Origin of the sequence: Paenibacillus plantarum, assembly GCF_013141695.1 — a bacterium.
Lineage (GTDB): Bacteria > Bacillota > Bacilli > Paenibacillales > NBRC-103111 > Paenibacillus_E > Paenibacillus_E plantarum.
This window is the reverse complement of sequence record NZ_WHNY01000060.1, coordinates 285,920-302,951: the sequence shown is the minus strand read 5'-3', so window position 1 is coordinate 302,951 and position 17,032 is coordinate 285,920. Positions and strand designations below refer to the sequence as shown.

Below are 17,032 nucleotides of genomic sequence, written 5' to 3'. Positions count from 1 at the left end.
ACGATGGATGGGATCTTTGTTATCAGCTTTCTTATCATTTTGGTCGGGTCTTTCATTATCGATCGCAAGATGCTGCGGACGACGGGAACTGGGAATCAAATAACCTATGGTCTTTCCATCGGTTTAATCCTACTTTTTCTCATCTTGAAATATATCCATGTAAGTATTCCAATGCCCTCCTATTTTTTCGTGCAAGTGGTTTCTCCTTGGTTCATACGAGTTCTTGGCATTTAAGATGAAAGGCGGTGTTCCTCATCGATAGTAAACGGATCATTAACCAACGGCAGCTCTCTTGGCTAGCTTCTTCCATTGTCACCAGCGGAGGCGTTCTCACGTTGCAAAACGAATTGATACGCATCAATCAAATGGATGCTTGGTTTAGCTATTTACTTTCTATTCTCTATGTCTTTCTAATTGCTGGCTTCTTTAGCTATTTGGTGAAGCTGTTTCCCTATAAGAACATTTTTGAAATTTCCAAAGAACTATTAGGTCCTTGGCTGGGCACAGTTATGAATCTACTCATTTTGTTTCATTTCTGGCAAATTGTCGTTCGTGATATTTCATCCGTATCCAGATTTAGTTCTACCCTTTTACTGAGTACAACGCCACTTGAAATTATAATCTTACTAAACTGTTTGTTGCTTTTGTATTTTGGTAAAACGAGTGTAGAGGTTATCGCACGCGTCAATGACCTGTTCTACCCACTCTTCGTCGTTACGATTACAATTATGCCGTTGCTCTTAACGAACGAATTTTATTTGAGGCTAACAACGCCTGTGCTGACAATGCCGATTCAGCACTGGACAGCTAGTTCCGCTCTAACACTCGGGAGCGCGGGTGATGTTTTCATTCTGGGCGCATTTCTACATATGCTATCCAATGCAAATCATGTTCGTTCGGCTATTCGCCATGGCTCCCTGCTAGGTTTTTTTCTACTCACACTCGTTTTATTTGCCATCATTGCCGTACTCGGCCCTAAGATGCCTGCAAACTTCTCCTATCCTAGCTTTAATCTGGTTCAAACGATTCATGTCACAGATTTTCTAGATCGCCTTGATCTCATCATGCTCATGATCTGGTATCCAACCGTTGCATGTAAAACAATCGCCATTTATTTAGCGCTTTTGCTCGGCATTAGCTCCATTTTCAATGATCGAAATTACCCGATGATTAACAAACCTATCGCACTGTTAATAGGTTTGTGTGCTTGTCTTTCCTTTAAAAGCACCACCGAGTTACTCAGTTTCTCCAATTTCAGTTCACCCGTAATTGTCTTGGCTTACCAACCTATCGTCATGGTCGTCCTCCTTATCGCGGGGCATAGGAAAAAAAGGAAATATCCGGATGCTTTTCCCGCTCCCTCTGGAGGAACACATGTAAAGGAGGATCCCGAACAAAATTCAGGCAAACTTAGCCAACGAATGTCCTATACACAATGGTTATGGGGAGGAAATCTAGTTTTGGTCCTTTGTGTAGCATTTGTTCTCATTGGCCTTATGTTCGGCGAAAGATCTACGATGATTGGTTCGATTTGTGCAATAGGCTTCGGTAGTACGCTGTTGTTGACGACATTGACCACCTATATGGAACTTACCAAGCTGAAACAAGCCGAAAGCAGTAACTAAGTAAAGTTGCAGCCGTGAATTGATTTGTGGAGGAATGCTTATCGTCAATAGAAAAAGCACCCGCCTAAGCGAGTGCCTCATATGATTACATGTTAAACAGGAACAGATTGATTTAAACGGCTTTTCGCGACCTTCAAGTAGCCGTTAACATTTAAGAATTCACTATCATTGGTGAAACGTAATTTCATTGCTCCTGCCGCGTCTTGGATATACGGCTTCAGTGCAGTTGCACCGCCGCCAATCACGTAGAAGCATTGAATATCTGGGCATTTGCGCCAGCGCTTCTTAATCATTTCGACCATGCGTACCGCGGCACGTCGGAAATGCAGATCTACGATTGGCCGAATATCTACTTGGCCTTCGCCTGGAAGCTGAATCGTAAATTGACGATTCTTCACGCGTTGCGCCAGCTTCGCTCGGCTTGGGAACAAGTGGCCGTAGGCATCTTCAACGTCACGAATAATCGCATCCAAATACGTTGCAATCCCGATCTGCTCACCATGGCTAAAATGGTTATCAATCGCCATGCGTTTGATGACAGGGAAATCTGTCGTCAAGGCACCGATTTCACAAACGCCAATGCAGCCGTTGTATATTTCTTCGTCTTTGACCTGCAAGCTGTCGTGTGTTGCCATATGGAACATGGCGGCCGCACCTTCAATAGAGACAGCTACTTTGCGGATCGAAACTTTTATTTTACGATTATGGAACTGTGGAGTGGAAAGGAATGTCACTTCGTGCTCACCTAGAAGTCGATGTTCAAATGTTTGACTATATTTCGGAAAAGAACGAACAGGTAAACCCGTACCCAATGTGTATTCAACTTCGTCAACGTTGCCGTAGCCAGGGCCCGCTGCTTGATTCGTGAGACCCTGATAAGCAAGTGCAGTCAGTGCTACAATGAGGGATTGATCTGATAATGCTTTATTATCCGTGTCTTCTAGCTCTAGGTTATCCTCGTGCTCTAAGGCCAGTTGCCCTACGAAATAACGTTGATTCCGCTGTGAAAGGCTTGGACTATAAATAACGACATCCAATGCTTTCCAAGGTGAATCTTCTTCTTGCAAAATGTGTCTTTCGTAACCCGGCGCTATGATATTCGGAATTACTAGTGGTTCTCTAGACCCATCTAGCACCAGCTTAATACTATCGTTCCCTATGTCAATACCTGCAAGCTTAATCATGTGTGCCTCCACTCCAAATCTACAGCTTTCTGTAATTGTATTAGTAAATTCGATCATATACGACAGGATTCCTTCCTACTTTAGACTCATTTTACTAGGACTAGTAGGTAGGAAGGCAGGTTTTTAGCAAAATATGACGAATGATGTACAGAACTTCACTTTACCAAATTCAACCATGACAGGAGACAACTTAGTCCTTATGAAGCTTAAGTGGAAACCCAAAAAACTGACGCTGGTTATCATTCCAGATGCTACGCAATCGGTTGTCAGATTTCGCATTTCCCATTTATCTGCCTATATCGCTGCAGCATGCTTTACCTTGCTAATGCTGATTTCCATAACGATTTACTTTATGCATGCACATACCGTGAAACAGGCAAGTGACTTGCAATCGAAGCTAAGTGGTGCCAACCAGCAATGGAGTGCAACCCTAACTTCTAAGAATGAGGCCATCGAACAATTGCAAAACGAAGTCATTCAACTGTCCCAGCAAGCTGAACAGATGAAAACCCAAGTCGAGGAAGTAAAAAAGTTAGAGAGTGATCTCAAAACCATTGCTGGCATTGATCACGAACCAAGTAATGTCGCCGTTGCAAGCAATTCATCCGAAGGCAAGGCTAAGAAAGATGCCAATCAGCCAACAGTCGGCGAGTCTCCCCCTTCAACAGGTGTAGGTGGCAGCCCCAATCCTGTCTCACAAGATATCATTCTTAAGCTAGGTCAAGATACACTTGCCTCCTTCACTGCGCTGAATGGCGAAGTACAAGAGTTGCAAACGAATTTAGTACAAACGAAGCAGAAAGTGGCCGACAAACAGGAGCAGCTTCGCATCACACCAACGTTGTGGCCAACGAGCACGAAGGTTGTTACTTCCCCTTTCGGCTATCGATCCGATCCATTTACCAAAATACCTAGTTATCATTCCGGCATTGATTTCGGTGCTCATGAGAATGATCCCGTCTATGCAACCGCTGCTGGTAAAGTCATCAGTACAGGTAAGGACATTTACCATGGCAACAACATTGTGATTGAGCATTCCAAGGGCTTACGCACCTGGTACATGCATTTAAATAAAATTCTAGTTAACAAAGGTGATTCTATAGAAAAAGGCGGTACGATCGGCTTAGTCGGTTCTACGGGCCGAAGCACAGGAGCACATCTTCACTATGAAGTACTCAAAAACGGCGAAAGCGTCGATCCCAAGCCTTACCTCAAATCGATTCGAAAGGATGATAACTAACATGTTCAAAAAATCAAAAAACCTCATGAATCCAAATACAACCGATACACTGATAGGTGAGGGAACGAGCTTTGAAGGCCGTATTAAATCAGAAGCGAGCATTCGTATTGAGGGCGGAATTACGGGTGATATCGACTGCGCTGGCGACGTCATTATTGGCGAACACGGCGTCGTGAAATCCAATATCTCTGCGCGTGATGTGGTTCTAGCTGGAAGCGTTCAAGGCAATATTACAACCAAAGGCAAGCTGACCATTACCTCTACAGGCTCCCTTCATGGCAATATTAGTGCAGCTTCTTTCATTATTGAAGAAGGCGGCGTCTTCCAAGGCAGCAGTAAAATGGAAACGAAATCGGACGTGCCTGTTCCTGTACCAAACAATGAGACTGAAACTGGGAACCGACCTGTTGCTGCTCCTGACAATATGTATAGAGGCAACACCGTGGCCATGTAATTCCTTACTGCTAGGATAGAAGCTTTCCACATGATATACTAGTTGGAAATTCATTTCTAACTGATGTAGGAGACACGGAAACTATGAGAGAACAAGCCATCCTATTTGACCTAGATGACACGTTGGTGCATTGCAATAAATATTTTGACTTTGTCATTGACCAATTCGTAGATTTGATGCTTACTTGGTATTCAGGACATGGTCTAACTAAGCAGGACATTAGGCAAAAACAATTACAAATCGACCTTGCTGGAATCCAAATTCACGGCTTTATGCCGGAACGGTTTCCGCAATCGTTCGTTGAGACGTATCAATGGTTCGCGCAGCACTACAACCGTCCTGTAAGTGCCAAAGAGGTGGACTGGCTCATGCAGCTAGGTCACACGGTCTACAGTTACACCGTCGAGCCATACCCACTGATGAATGAAACCCTTCACAACCTTCAACAAGCTGGTCACAACTTGTTTCTGTATACAGGCGGAGATGTTTCCATTCAAATGAAGAAAATCAAGGATGTCGGTCTTGACCAATTTTTTCAGGATCGTATCTTCGTAACTGTGCATAAGACACGTGAGTTTATGAATACATTGATGCAGGAAAAGCAATTCGACCGACAGCACACGTGGATGATCGGCAATTCCATCACAACAGATGTGCTGCCAGCGCTCCATGCGGGTATCCATGCAATTCATATCCCCGTTGCTGATGATTGGGTATTTAATAATGGGACGATCGACGTCACACCGCAGGGCGCGTTTTACCAGTTGCCCTCGCTACTCGAAGTGCCAGAGGCTATCCAATCGTATATTAAGAAATGAATGACTGAGCGAAGTTCCAAGACTGATGTTTAAAGATCGAAGTCCAAGATCGAAACAACAACAACAACAACAACAACAACAACAACAACAACACTGGAAAGTCCTTACACCGCTAGCCCCAACAACACATAAAAGCCCCAACTCCACTTTCTTGGTGGGATTGGGGCTTTTTCTGTGTTGGGCTCTATGTGCACGACCACGAGTTCCTGATCGATTCGCCTTTATAGACTTATTCAGCTAATAGATGGATTTTATGTCGCTAATTTAGCTGTTTTGGCTCATTTTATTGAAATAACTGGATTTTATGCCTTTATTTCGGTCCATTCCTTAAGAATTGTCCCGAATTCGCCGAATTAGCTGTACATTTTCCAGTTAAACAACTACCGAACCGAAAAACAGTAATAATAGCTGTACGTTTTCCAGTTAATTGGGCTCTCTCCACCAATCGCAGTTGTTTCACTAAGCCGCGACGTCACGTCTACGGAATATTTCCCAGGAAAGTACGTTGAATAACAAAAAGTAGCACACAAGCATGGTGATGGAGAATCCTAACGTCATACCCTCTGCTAGCGGCCGTCCCTCTAGATACGGAGTGAGATCCGTATTCGCGAATAGGAAGTATTTGCCCCACGTATACCGCAAGAACAACAAGGTAATGATTTGGCCAGCGAACATAATGAAAATACTAAGGCCGATCGCAAGTGAGGCACTGCGAAACACCGTGGAAATCATAAAGGCCAGTGTAACGATCATCACAAGCTCAATTAATTTAAGTCCATAGTTAGCAAACACATAGAACAGCATGTTTTTCTCCAGCACCTGCCCTGCGGCATTCACAATTAAATGAGGGAGACTCAGTCGCTCAAACCCATAGGAGAAGCCATTCACAATCAGAGCGGTAATGAACAAAACGACCAGTAACGTGGCTGCAAAAATAAGTGTTGTCAGATACTTCGACAATAAGATCTTCGACCGGCTAGCAGGACGAATGAGCAGCAGCTTGATGGTTCCCCAAGTAAACTCCCCTGCTACCATATCTCCAGCAATAATGACTGTGAAGAGCGTAACCACAATAATCAAGCCAGACGCAGTGAGCATGCCTTCCCAAATCGTGTTATCAATCGGTGGGTAATTGTGATCCAGCATGTATTGCTGAAGCGCACTTTGTTCCCGCATCTGCTTCTTAAAATTCTCTGGAATATCCGGATTGGCAAGCTCTGTCTTATTGTGTTCAATCGTTTCGGAAGCCCTTGTTTTCCAGCTATCATCATTGTTGTTCGTATCGGAATGCGATAACACACCAGTGAGCACGACGATGACAATTAGCAAGACCACAAGAATCCATGTTCGAAGTCGACTATAAATCTTCATATGCTCATTCTTGATGAGATTAAGCAATAGGATCACTTCCCGTCATTTCTAAAAATTGATCTTCCAGCGACTTCGATGTTTTGCGGATGCCATAAACGGAAATCCCTGCCTCTACGAACCGCTTATTCAACAAAGCTATCTCTTGTTTATCGAGATCCATAACAAGTTCCGCATCGATAACTTCAACGGGATACCCTTGAGCAGAAGCTAACTTCATGGCTTGTTCAATCGCGTCCACCTCATAGACGACCCGCTGTTTGCCATCCTCCTGAACATATTCCTTGATAAGTCTAACATCAACTAATTTCCCATTTTGAATGATGGCTACGCGGTCACACATCAGTTCCATTTCCGCTAACAGATGCGAAGAAACAATAACGGAAATCCCTTCCTCACGGGTAAGCTTACGCAAATGATCTCGAAGCTCCCGTATGCCAGCTGGGTCCAACCCGTTGGTCGGCTCGTCCAAAATAAGAACCGACGGCTTATGCAGAAGCGCTTGCGCAATGCCTAGTCGTTGCCGCATGCCCAGCGAGTAGGTTTTCACCTTGTCATGAATGCGATTCGTCATCCCGACAAGATCGATCACCTCCCCAATTCGCTCCTCACCGATACCTGGAATCATCCTGGCATAATGAACCAAATTCTTGTAGCCGCTTAAAAATTTATACATTTCCGGATTTTCTACAATCGCGCCAATATGACGAATCGCTTGTTCAAAATGCGTGCGAATCGAATACCCGCCAACACGGATATCCCCCTCCGAAATCGACATCAGTCCTACCATCATACGGATGGTAGTCGTTTTACCCGCGCCATTGGGCCCGAGAAATCCGAACACCTCGCCACGCGGCACATCGAAACTGAGCTTATCAATGATGGTCTTAGAACCAATTCGTTTGGAAATATGATCTACCTGTACAATGGGTGTACCAACCTCTTGTGATGCTGACATTCGACATCTCCTCTCTTTTTTAACCAATATAATCCAATCCTAGCTTACTTCGACTGTCATGCCTAGTGATATTTCAGTCATATGACTGCGCTCACTATGGCTTTTCCCTAATTTTATGTACAATGGTAAGATACGAACTGTTAGTAAAAGGAGCTCATCTATGATCCAAAGAAGACCGTGGCACGGTGTAGAGTGGTCACTGTTTATCGTCTTGACCGGCGCTGCACTGCTTGGTTTACTGTATAGCTGCCTTCACATCTATGAACAACCATTTTCCCACATCATGTTGACCATATTGGCCATATTACTCTCTTATGGGGCTCCTTTTATATTCTGGCGACCCCACTATATCAATCCAACATGCTATCCGATTGCTGTTCTACTAACCGGTATTCCCCTACAAATTTATTTGGCTTGGATGAAGCAGGACGCCTTACTTACCATTAATTGCCCAATTATGGTCATTGGATTCCTCACTGATCGAAAAAATGCGTGGTGGACCGCTCCTATTTTCATGTTAGGCATGCCGGTGACTTACTTTTTCCTTCTACATAGCGGCATGGGAGTCGGACAATTATTTAGTTTTATCCTGAATGCTGTTCTCTTCTTCGCCATCGGATTAAGCTTACAACGCGCCGTTACCTCTAACGAGAAGACCGAGAAGCTGCTAGGTGAGAACCAACGTCAGTACCATTTGATCCATGAGCAAAATAACGTCCTTGAGCAGTACGCGAATCAAATTGAGCAGCTTACTTTAGTTGAAGAGCGCAATCGGATGGCCCGTGAGCTGCATGATACGGTAGGACATACGTTCACATCCGTCATTATGGGCATGGACGCCGTCTCGTATTTGATCGAGGTTTCACCCGAGAAAGCCAAGGAGAAGCTCGACGTCCTGCGCAATGTAACTAGAGGCGGTCTAGAAGAAGTGCGCCGCAGCATTCATCAGATGGTCCCCCAAGAGGGCGATCTGCTGCTATCTCAGCAACTGTCACGACTTGCCAATGAATTTGCCTTGCATACAGGCACACAGATTCACTTCACGACAGTTAGTGACGAGTTCGAAATTCCCAAACAAACCAAGCTCTCCTTAATTCGTTGTTTACAAGAATCACTGACGAATGCCAAGCGCCATGGTAAAGCAGCTTCTATTGAAATTGTACTAACCTACGCCGATGACCAAATCTCCCTACGCATTGAAGATGATGGTGTTGGCTCCGAACAATTGAAAATGGGCTTCGGTATAGCCGCGATGCAAGAACGGATAACGGCGCTGCAAGGCACTTTGCAAGTACGCTCCCTGCCTGAACAAGGGACTGTTGTCCATTGTTTTATTCCTGTCAAACGTTTTCCAACGTTTTAATCGGTTTAACCTTTTTAAACCTTATAAACCATAGAAACCATAGAAACCGTAAACCCTATAACCCCTTTTAATAGCTGTGAGGAGGATTTGCTATGACTGTAAACCAAGCTCCGCTCAAACTGCTCCTGGTCGATGATCAGGATTTGATACGTGAAAGCTTACACATTGTACTGGGCATGGACCCCGATATTGAGGTTGTCGGCTTAGCTGAAAACGGGCATGTCGCTGTAAAACTAAGTGAAGAAGTGCAACCCGATGTCGTTCTAATGGATATTCATATGCCGGTTATGGATGGTGTTGAGGCTACACGTCAGATTAAAGCTACCTGGCCGCATATACGTGTCATTATTTTGACCACATTCCAGGAAATAGGCTACGTTGTAGATGCACTTAGTGCAGGAGCTGAAGGCTACTTGCTCAAAGCCATTCATCCCAAAGATCTTGCCGCAGGAATTAAATGGGTTCATCAGGGCGGCACCTTAATTCCGCATGATATTGCCAAAATGCTCGTCCAGCAAGCGCGTGACGGTGGAAGCGGGGCTTCCTCAGAAGATAAGGAAGAGAGCAGCGTTCGTATTGAGACGTATGGCCTCAGCGAACGTGAGTTGCAGGTCCTTCACAGCATCGCCGATGGCCTCAATAATCGTGAGATCGCCGAGAAGCTATTCTTGTCCGAGGGGACTGTGAAAAACTATATCTCCAACATCTACTCCAAAATGGACGTACGAGACCGGGTTCAAGCTTCGAAAAAAGCGCATGATGAGGGGATTCTCTAATCGAGGGGAATTTTATGAGAAACGCCGTAGCTGACTGTGCTTCAGGTGGGTAGATGGATTTTATGCAGTTAATTTTTGGAATTCCCCGATCAAACGTAGAATAGATGGATAACGTACAGTTAATTTCAACTATTTCTCCCAATTTGAATAAAACAGGCAGATTTACCTACATGTTCTACAGTTAAATCGAATTTCCGAGGAAATTCATCGTAAATAGCTGTATGTTTTCCAGTTATTGCAAATTGGAAGAGTACCCTTACTGGCATGTAAACAAAGACCGCTCTTCATCACTGAAGAAGCGGTCTTTGCTGTTACACGACTATTCGAAAAGCTTTTCGAGAAAACCCTTTTTTCTTTTTCGAATCTTACTATAGCTCTTTACTCTTGAAAAGGGGAGCGACGTATCTTCCGTTGACGAATCATGGACTGGCCCAGCGCTGAGACTGACTTCCTCCGATATCACTGGCGTATGTTGAAGCTCCATCTGATCTTCTTGATTCGCCGCATGCTGATGGACAACAATCGTGTTGACCAATTGCTCATGCAGTTTGTTCTCAAGCTGGTGCCTGCATAGTCGCAGAAATTGCTCTTGCTGTCTATTCTGGAGTTCAAACTGCTCATGAAGTTGCGCTTGGAGCTCTTCTACCTGCTTGGAAAGCAGCATGACGGTCTTTTGCAAAGAATGCAGATCCTGTGCCCTGACTGGCTCATCGCTCCCAACCTCATCAGAATACTCCTGATTCCCGACCATTAATGCTTGTAGCTCCTCAGCTGTAAGAAGATCATCTTTCCTCATGCGCTTCCCTCCATTTCCGCCCAACTTGCAGCCAATGCTTAGACTGCTCTTTCTTCTATTGTACATGAGTTTACGGAAATGTTCACGTTTATTAGTCTAATGAGGCTAACCAACGGATGGGCACCATCTCGCTGTATCCACTAGATGACAAAAAACTGCTTACAGGTAACTCTCAACCTGCAAGCAGTCTAACAAATCTTATGGCAAATTCGACGATCCCATCAAGAAGCGATCCACTTCACGCGCTACAGCACGACCTTCGTTGATCGCCCATACCACGAGACTTTGCCCACGACGCATGTCGCCAGCAGCGAAAACGCCGTCTACGTTCGTAGCGAACTTCCCGTAATCCGCTTTCGCGTTGGAGCGCTCGTCTTTGGCTACGCCGAGTTGATCCAAAACGGTGTTTTCTGGTCCCGTGAAGCCCATCGCAATCAACACCAGCTGCGCTGGGTAAACCTTCTCGCTGCCAGGCACTTCAACAGGTACGAACGCGCCCTTCTCGTTCTTCTGCCACTCGATCAGAACCGTGTGCAGCTCTTTCAAGTTGCCAGTCTCATCCCCCACGAATTTCTTCGTGTTGATTAAGTACGTTCGCGGGTCTTCGCCCTGTAGCGCAGCCGCCTCTTGCTGACCGTAGTCCACTTTCAACACCTTTGGCCATTCCGGCCAAGGGTTGTTCGCTGGACGTGTCTCCGGTGACTTCGGCATGATCTCAAACTGCGTCACGCTCTTACATTTGTGACGAATGGAAGTTCCTACGCAGTCGGTTCCTGTGTCACCACCACCGATGACGATCACGTCCTTGCCTTCGGCGGAAATGAATTCACGATCCGCATGCTCGGAATCGAGCAAGCTCTTCGTGTTCTTGCTCAGGAATTCCATCGCCAGATGCACGCCGCCGAGCTCGCGACCCTCGATCGGTAGATCGCGTCCCTTCGTAGCTCCGCCGCACAGGACGATCGCATCGAATTCCTCTTGCAGCTTCTCGATCGGGTAGTTCACCCCGACGTGAGCACCCGTTACGAAGGCAATGCCTTCGGCTTCAAGCAGATCTACACGACGCTGGACATACTTTTTGTCCAGCTTCATGTTCGGGATACCGTACATCAGCAAGCCGCCAACGCGGTCTGCCCGTTCGAATACGGTAACCCAATGTCCAGCTTTGTTCAACTGCGCTGCTGCCGCAAGTCCGGAAGGACCTGAACCCACAACCGCAACCTTCTTCCCAGTGCGCGTTTCCGGCGGTTCAGGCTTGATCCAGCCTTCATCGAAGCCTTTGTCGATGATCGCTTTTTCAATGCTTTTGATCGTAACCGGCGTATCCTTCAAGCCTACGGTACAAGAGCCTTCACAAGGCGCCGGACAGACACGGCCCGTAAATTCCGGGAAATTATTCGTCTTGTGCAGACGATCCAAGGCTTCACGCCATTGACCGCGATACACGAGATCATTCCATTCCGGAATGAGGTTGTTCACTGGGCAACCAGCGGCCATGCCGCTGATCAATGCCCCTGTATGACAGAAAGGAATCCCACAATCCATACAACGGGAGCCTTGTACCTGTAATTTATCTTGCGTTAGTGGTGTCGCAAACTCTTTCCAATGGCCGATTCGGACCAGCGGAGAAGCTTCGGATGCCACTTCACGAGCGTGTTCTATAAAACCGGTTGGTTTACCCATTTACGTTTAATCCCTCCTGAGTTTCGTTAATTTCCACCGACACGGGAAACATCTCTCATATTCGCCTCGAAAGCAACCATGACCGCTTCTTGTTGGCTTAGACCGGAGCGTTTCACTTTCTCGATAGCATCAAACATCCGTTTGTAGTCCTTCGGTATAACCTTCACGAACTTCCAAACGTACTCATCCCAGTGCTGAATAACCTGGTGGGCAACGCTGCTATCCGTAAATGTGGCATGATGCTGGATCATCGTCTTCAATTCATTCATCTCATACGTTTCTTCCAGCTGTTCCAGGTAAACCATCTCTTTATTCACTTTGCTTTGGAAGTCACCATTCACATCCAATACGTAGGCAATACCGCCTGACATACCCGCTGCGAAGTTACGCCCTGTTGGACCAAGAACAACGACTCGACCACCTGTCATGTACTCACAACCATGATCTCCTACACCCTCAACGACGGCACGCACACCACTGTTTCTTACGCAGAAGCGTTCGCCCGCGATACCACGGATGTAAACATCCCCATCTGTAGCACCATATAAGGCTGTATTGCCGATAATCACGTTATCTTCTGGTACAAAAGTCGACTTACTCGATGGAAAAATCGCCAGCTTACCGCCGGACAATCCTTTCCCTACATAGTCATTGGCATCTCCTTCGAGGGAGAGTGTGATCCCTTTCGGTACGAAAGCACCAAAGCTTTGACCTGCTGATCCTTCAAAATGTAAACGAATCGTATCGTGCGGCAAGCCATCTACGCCGTGACGGCGCGTGACTTCGCTGCCCACGATCGTTCCGACAACGCGATTCACGTTCGTAATTGGCAGAATCGCATGAACATACTCTTTGCGCTCAATCGCTGGCTCACAAATATCAAGCAGCTTTGTCATATCCAAGGAGCGATCCAAGCCGTGATCTTGCTGCATTTGGCAGAAGCGACCCACATCTTCGCCCATATCCGGTTGGTGCAGCAGCGGCGTAAGATCGACGCCTTTGGCTTTCCAATGCTCGACAGCTGGCTTGGACTCCAAGATATCGGTACGTCCAACCATCTCTTCAATTGTGCGGAAGCCAAGCTCCGCCATCATCTCGCGCACATCGCCCGCGATGAAGGTCATGAAATTCACAACATGCTGCGGATCTCCAGCAAATTTCTTGCGAAGCTCCGGATTTTGCGTAGCGACCCCAACTGGACAAGTGTCCAAGTGGCAGACGCGCATCATCACGCAGCCGATAGTAATTAAAGGAGTCGTTGCGAAGCCGAACTCCTCGGCACCGAGCAAGGCAGCTACGACAACGTCGCGCCCTGTCATCAGCTTGCCATCCGTCTCTACGACGATACGGCTGCGCAGGTTGTTCAGCACGAGTGTCTGATGCGTCTCCGCCAGACCGAGCTCCCACGGCAGTCCTGCGTGACGAATACTCGTCTGCGGTGACGCGCCTGTGCCTCCGTCGTAGCCGGAGATGAGGACAACGTCCGCTTTCCCTTTGGCTACGCCGGCAGCGATCGTGCCAACACCAACCTCGGATACCAGCTTCACGCTGATCCGTGCCCGTGGGTTGGCATTCTTGAGATCGTGGATCAGCTCAGCGAGATCCTCGATCGAATAAATATCATGATGGGGCGGCGGCGAAATCAAGCCTACGCCTGGCGTAACACCGCGAACCTCGGCTACCCAAGGGTACACCTTGGTTCCCGGAAGCTGACCGCCCTCACCGGGCTTCGCGCCCTGCGCCATCTTGATCTGAATCTCGTCAGCGTTGACGAGATAATGGCTCGTGACGCCGAAGCGGCCGGACGCCACCTGCTTGATGGCACTGCGGCGAAGATCGCCGTTCGCATCCGGCGTGAAACGCTCCGGATGCTCGCCGCCTTCGCCGGTGTTGCTCTTGCCGCCGATGCGGTTCATCGCGATCGCGATCGTTTCGTGCGCTTCTTTGGAGATGGAGCCGTAGGACATGGCTCCCGTCTTGAAGCGCTTGAAGATCGATTCGATCGGTTCCACCTCTTCGATCGGAACCGGTGTGCGTCCTGCTTTGAAGCTTAGCAGTCCGCGTAGAGCCATATATTTCTCGTCTTCACGTTTGACGAGCTTGGAGAAATATTTATACTGGGCATAGTTGTTGCTGCGAACAGCAGATTGCAGAGCATGCACAGTCTCTGGCGTATAGATGTGATCTTCCCCATCTCTGCGCCATTGCAAGTCGCCGCCTGTATCCAGCACACGGTCGCGTCCTTCTTGCTCAGAGAAAGCACGACTATGACGCATCAAGGCTTCCTTCGCAACCATTTCGATACCGATACCACCCACTGGCGTATACGTCCAAGTGAAGTAGCTATCTACCAGCTCTTGGCTCAAGCCAATCGCTTCAAAAATTTGCGCCCCACGATAGCTCTGAATGGTGGAAATACCCATTTTCGCTAACACTTTGACTACACCTTTCGTCACCGCTTTGATGTAGTTATAGATCGCTTTCTCATGATCAACACCAACTAGCTGCTTGCGCTGAATCATGTCATCAAGCGTTTCTAACGCCAGATAAGGGTTGATCGCGCCTGCGCCATAGCCGAGCAATAGTGCAAAATGGTGCACTTCACGCGGCTCACCAGACTCGACAAGCAAGCTGACTTTCGTCCGAGTGCCTTGACGGATCAAATGGTGATGTAAGCCCGATGTTGCCAAAAGTGCTGGAATCGGCGCGTTTACGCTATCTACACCACGGTCAGACAGAATGAGCAACGTTGCTCCATCGACAATGGCTTGATCTGCTGCCGTGTACAAGGCCTGCATAGCACTCTCGAGGCCCGCTGTGCCTGCTGAGGCTTCGAAAAGCGTCGGCAACGTGACCGTTTTGAAACCATCACGCTGAATATGACGCAGCTTCGCCAACTCATCGTTGGAGAGGAACGGCGACTTCAAACGAATTTGACGGCAGCTCTCTGGCTCCGGCTTAATCAGGTTGCGCTCTGGCCCAATCGTGGTGCCCTGCGCCGTAATAATTTCTTCAAAGTTCGCATCAATTGGCGGGTTCGTTACTTGAGCGAATAATTGTTTAAAATAGTTATAAAGCAGCTGCGGACGATCCGACAGCACTGCCAGTGGCGCATCCGTACCCATGGAACCGATCGGATCCACACCTGTTTTGCCCATAGGCTCAAGGGTCTTACGCAATTGTTCGAAGGTATAGCCAAAAGCTTGCTGGCGCTGCAGAATCGTATCATGATCAGAGCCAAGTACAATTGGCGCCTCTTCCAGATCCTCTAAAGAAACGAGATGCTCATTCAACCAATCCCGATACGGCTGCTCGCTAGCGATGCCGCTCTTGATTTCTTCATCCGTCACGATGCGACCTTCTACAGTATCGACAAGCAGCATACGTCCCGGTCTCAGACGGTCTTTGTACAAAATACGCTCAGGCTCGATATCCAACACACCAACCTCAGAAGCAAGCACGATGAAATCGTCTGTCGTTACATAATAACGAGAAGGACGCAATCCGTTACGATCGAGAATCGCTCCGATTTGACTGCCATCTGTGAAAGCAATCGCTGCAGGACCATCCCACGGCTCCATCAAGGTGCTGTGATACTCGTAGAACGCCTTTTTATCATCATCCATACCTTCATGTTTGGACCAAGGCTCGGGTACCATCATCATGGCGGCATGCGGCAATGAACGACCTGAAAGCATCAGGAACTCTAGGGTATTATCAAACATTTGGGAATCGGAACCATCGGTATCAATAACAGGAAGAATACGTTTAAAATCTTCACCAAATAATTCAGAGTCACACATCGCTTGACGCGCATGCATCCAGTTGACGTTACCACGAAGTGTATTGATCTCACCATTGTGAATCAAATAACGGTACGGATGCGCACGTTCCCAGCTCGGGAATGTATTGGTACTGAAACGGGAGTGAACAAGCGCTAAGGCAGATTCTACCTTCTCGTCTTGCAACTCCACGTAATACGCATCCACTTGCTCAGGTGTTAACATCCCTTTATATACAATCGTCCTGCTAGATAAGCTAGAATAGTAAAATTGCGATCCCGGATGGGATGTTTTGATAGCGTTTTCAGATAACTTACGAATAATATACAGCTTGCGCTCAAAATCAAGATTCGTCGCACTATCTGCGCTTTGGCCAATAAACACCTGACGAACATACGGTTCAGCAGATATTGCAGAATCACCCAACGAACTGTTATTGGTTGGAACGGTTCTCCATCCTAGAAATTGTTGTCCTTCTTGTTTGACTATTCGCTCAATGGTACTTTCACAAGCTTGACGTGCCTCTAATTCTTGCGGTAAATACACCATACCTACGCCATAACTGCCGGAAATTGGAAGTTTAATGTTCTCTTGTTCGCATGCGGATTGAAAATACGCGTCTGGAATTTGCATTAAAATGCCTGCGCCATCTCCCGTATTCTGTTCACAACCTTGCCCGCCGCGATGATCCAAATTACAAAGTACACGAAGCGCTTGCTTGACGATGGCATGAGATTTGACACCCTTGATATTGGCAACAAAGCCTATACCACAAGCATCATGCTCATTCCTCGGATCGTACAATCCCTGTTTGGGAGGTAATCCATTAATTGTCATGTTGTGCAACCTTTCTTCCCTCGTTTTTCACTGGACTTTGTTAGACGCATGCTTTAAAGTGCTAAAAGGTAAAATGTAAGACTTCCTATTTCGACTACATCCGCAATAAGTAGAGGAAATATTCTCAATATTTTTTCTATTATATTAA

13 protein-coding genes are annotated in these 17,032 nt (G+C 46.9%); 7 read left to right on the top strand and 6 right to left on the bottom strand.

The genetic code is table 11. The annotated features are described in order from the left end of the window. Positions 1–3 precede the first annotated feature (3 nt). Positions 4–234, top strand: a complete 231-nt coding sequence (locus GC096_RS19445) for a hypothetical protein (RefSeq protein ID WP_171632484.1) — start codon at positions 4–6, stop codon at positions 232–234. An 11-nt stretch (positions 235–245) separates the two neighbouring features. Then, on the top strand, positions 246–1,625 hold the full coding sequence (locus GC096_RS19440) for a GerAB/ArcD/ProY family transporter (RefSeq protein WP_171632483.1): 1,380 nt from the start codon (positions 246–248) through the stop codon (positions 1,623–1,625). Positions 1,626–1,717: 92 nt separating this feature from the next. On the opposite strand, the gene GC096_RS19435 is transcribed toward GC096_RS19440, so the two are convergent. Next, positions 1,718–2,809, bottom strand: a complete 1,092-nt coding sequence (locus GC096_RS19435; protein ID WP_171632481.1) for a ParM/StbA family protein — start codon at positions 2,807–2,809, stop codon at positions 1,718–1,720. 199 nt (positions 2,810–3,008) lie between these two features. On the opposite strand from GC096_RS19435, the gene GC096_RS19430 reads away from it, so the two are divergent. The 3 genes from GC096_RS19430 (at position 3,009) to GC096_RS19420 (ending at position 5,321) form a co-directional block, all read left to right on the top strand. Further along, on the top strand, positions 3,009–4,049 hold the full coding sequence (locus GC096_RS19430; protein WP_171632480.1) for a M23 family metallopeptidase: 1,041 nt from the start codon (positions 3,009–3,011) through the stop codon (positions 4,047–4,049). Between the two features lies 1 nt (position 4,050). Beyond that, positions 4,051–4,503: a bactofilin family protein gene (locus GC096_RS19425; protein ID WP_171632478.1), complete on the top strand. Its 453-nt coding sequence runs from the start codon at positions 4,051–4,053 to the stop codon at positions 4,501–4,503. 83 nt (positions 4,504–4,586) lie between these two features. Continuing rightward, entirely contained in the window at positions 4,587–5,321 is a 735-nt protein-coding gene (locus GC096_RS19420) for an HAD family hydrolase (protein WP_171632477.1), read from the top strand. A 459-nt stretch (positions 5,322–5,780) separates the two neighbouring features. On the opposite strand, the gene GC096_RS19415 is transcribed toward GC096_RS19420, so the two are convergent. Together GC096_RS19415 and GC096_RS19410 are read right to left on the bottom strand one after the other, a co-directional pair. Continuing rightward, positions 5,781–6,719 carry an ABC transporter permease gene (locus GC096_RS19415; RefSeq protein ID WP_171632475.1) on the bottom strand — a complete coding sequence of 313 codons (939 nt, stop codon included), beginning with the start codon at positions 6,717–6,719 and terminating at the stop codon, positions 5,781–5,783. Beyond that, complete coding sequence (locus GC096_RS19410) at positions 6,712–7,647, bottom strand: ABC transporter ATP-binding protein (RefSeq protein ID WP_171632474.1); 936 nt, start codon at positions 7,645–7,647, stop codon at positions 6,712–6,714. Before GC096_RS19410 ends, GC096_RS19415 begins: the two co-directional genes overlap by 8 nt. Before the next feature lie 160 nt (positions 7,648–7,807). Here GC096_RS19410 and GC096_RS19405 point away from each other — a divergent pair, with 160 nt between their 5' ends. Continuing rightward, entirely contained in the window at positions 7,808–9,010 is a 1,203-nt protein-coding gene (locus GC096_RS19405) for a sensor histidine kinase (RefSeq protein WP_171632472.1), read from the top strand. A gap of 92 nt (positions 9,011–9,102) precedes the next feature. Further along, positions 9,103–9,786, top strand: a complete 684-nt coding sequence (locus tag GC096_RS19400; protein WP_171632470.1) for a response regulator — start codon at positions 9,103–9,105, stop codon at positions 9,784–9,786. Positions 9,787–10,105: 319 nt separating this feature from the next. On the opposite strand, the gene GC096_RS19395 is transcribed toward GC096_RS19400, so the two are convergent. The 3 genes from GC096_RS19395 to gltB form a co-directional block, all read right to left on the bottom strand. Beyond that, positions 10,106–10,582: a hypothetical protein gene (locus GC096_RS19395; protein WP_171632469.1), complete on the bottom strand. Its 477-nt coding sequence runs from the start codon at positions 10,580–10,582 to the stop codon at positions 10,106–10,108. Between the two features lie 198 nt (positions 10,583–10,780). Beyond that, on the bottom strand, positions 10,781–12,265 hold the full coding sequence (locus GC096_RS19390) for a glutamate synthase subunit beta (protein WP_171632467.1): 1,485 nt from the start codon (positions 12,263–12,265) through the stop codon (positions 10,781–10,783). Between the two features lie 26 nt (positions 12,266–12,291). Further along, positions 12,292–16,884, bottom strand: a complete 4,593-nt coding sequence (gene gltB / locus GC096_RS19385) for a glutamate synthase large subunit (RefSeq protein WP_171632466.1) — start codon at positions 16,882–16,884, stop codon at positions 12,292–12,294. Positions 16,885–17,032: the final 148 nt, after the last annotated feature.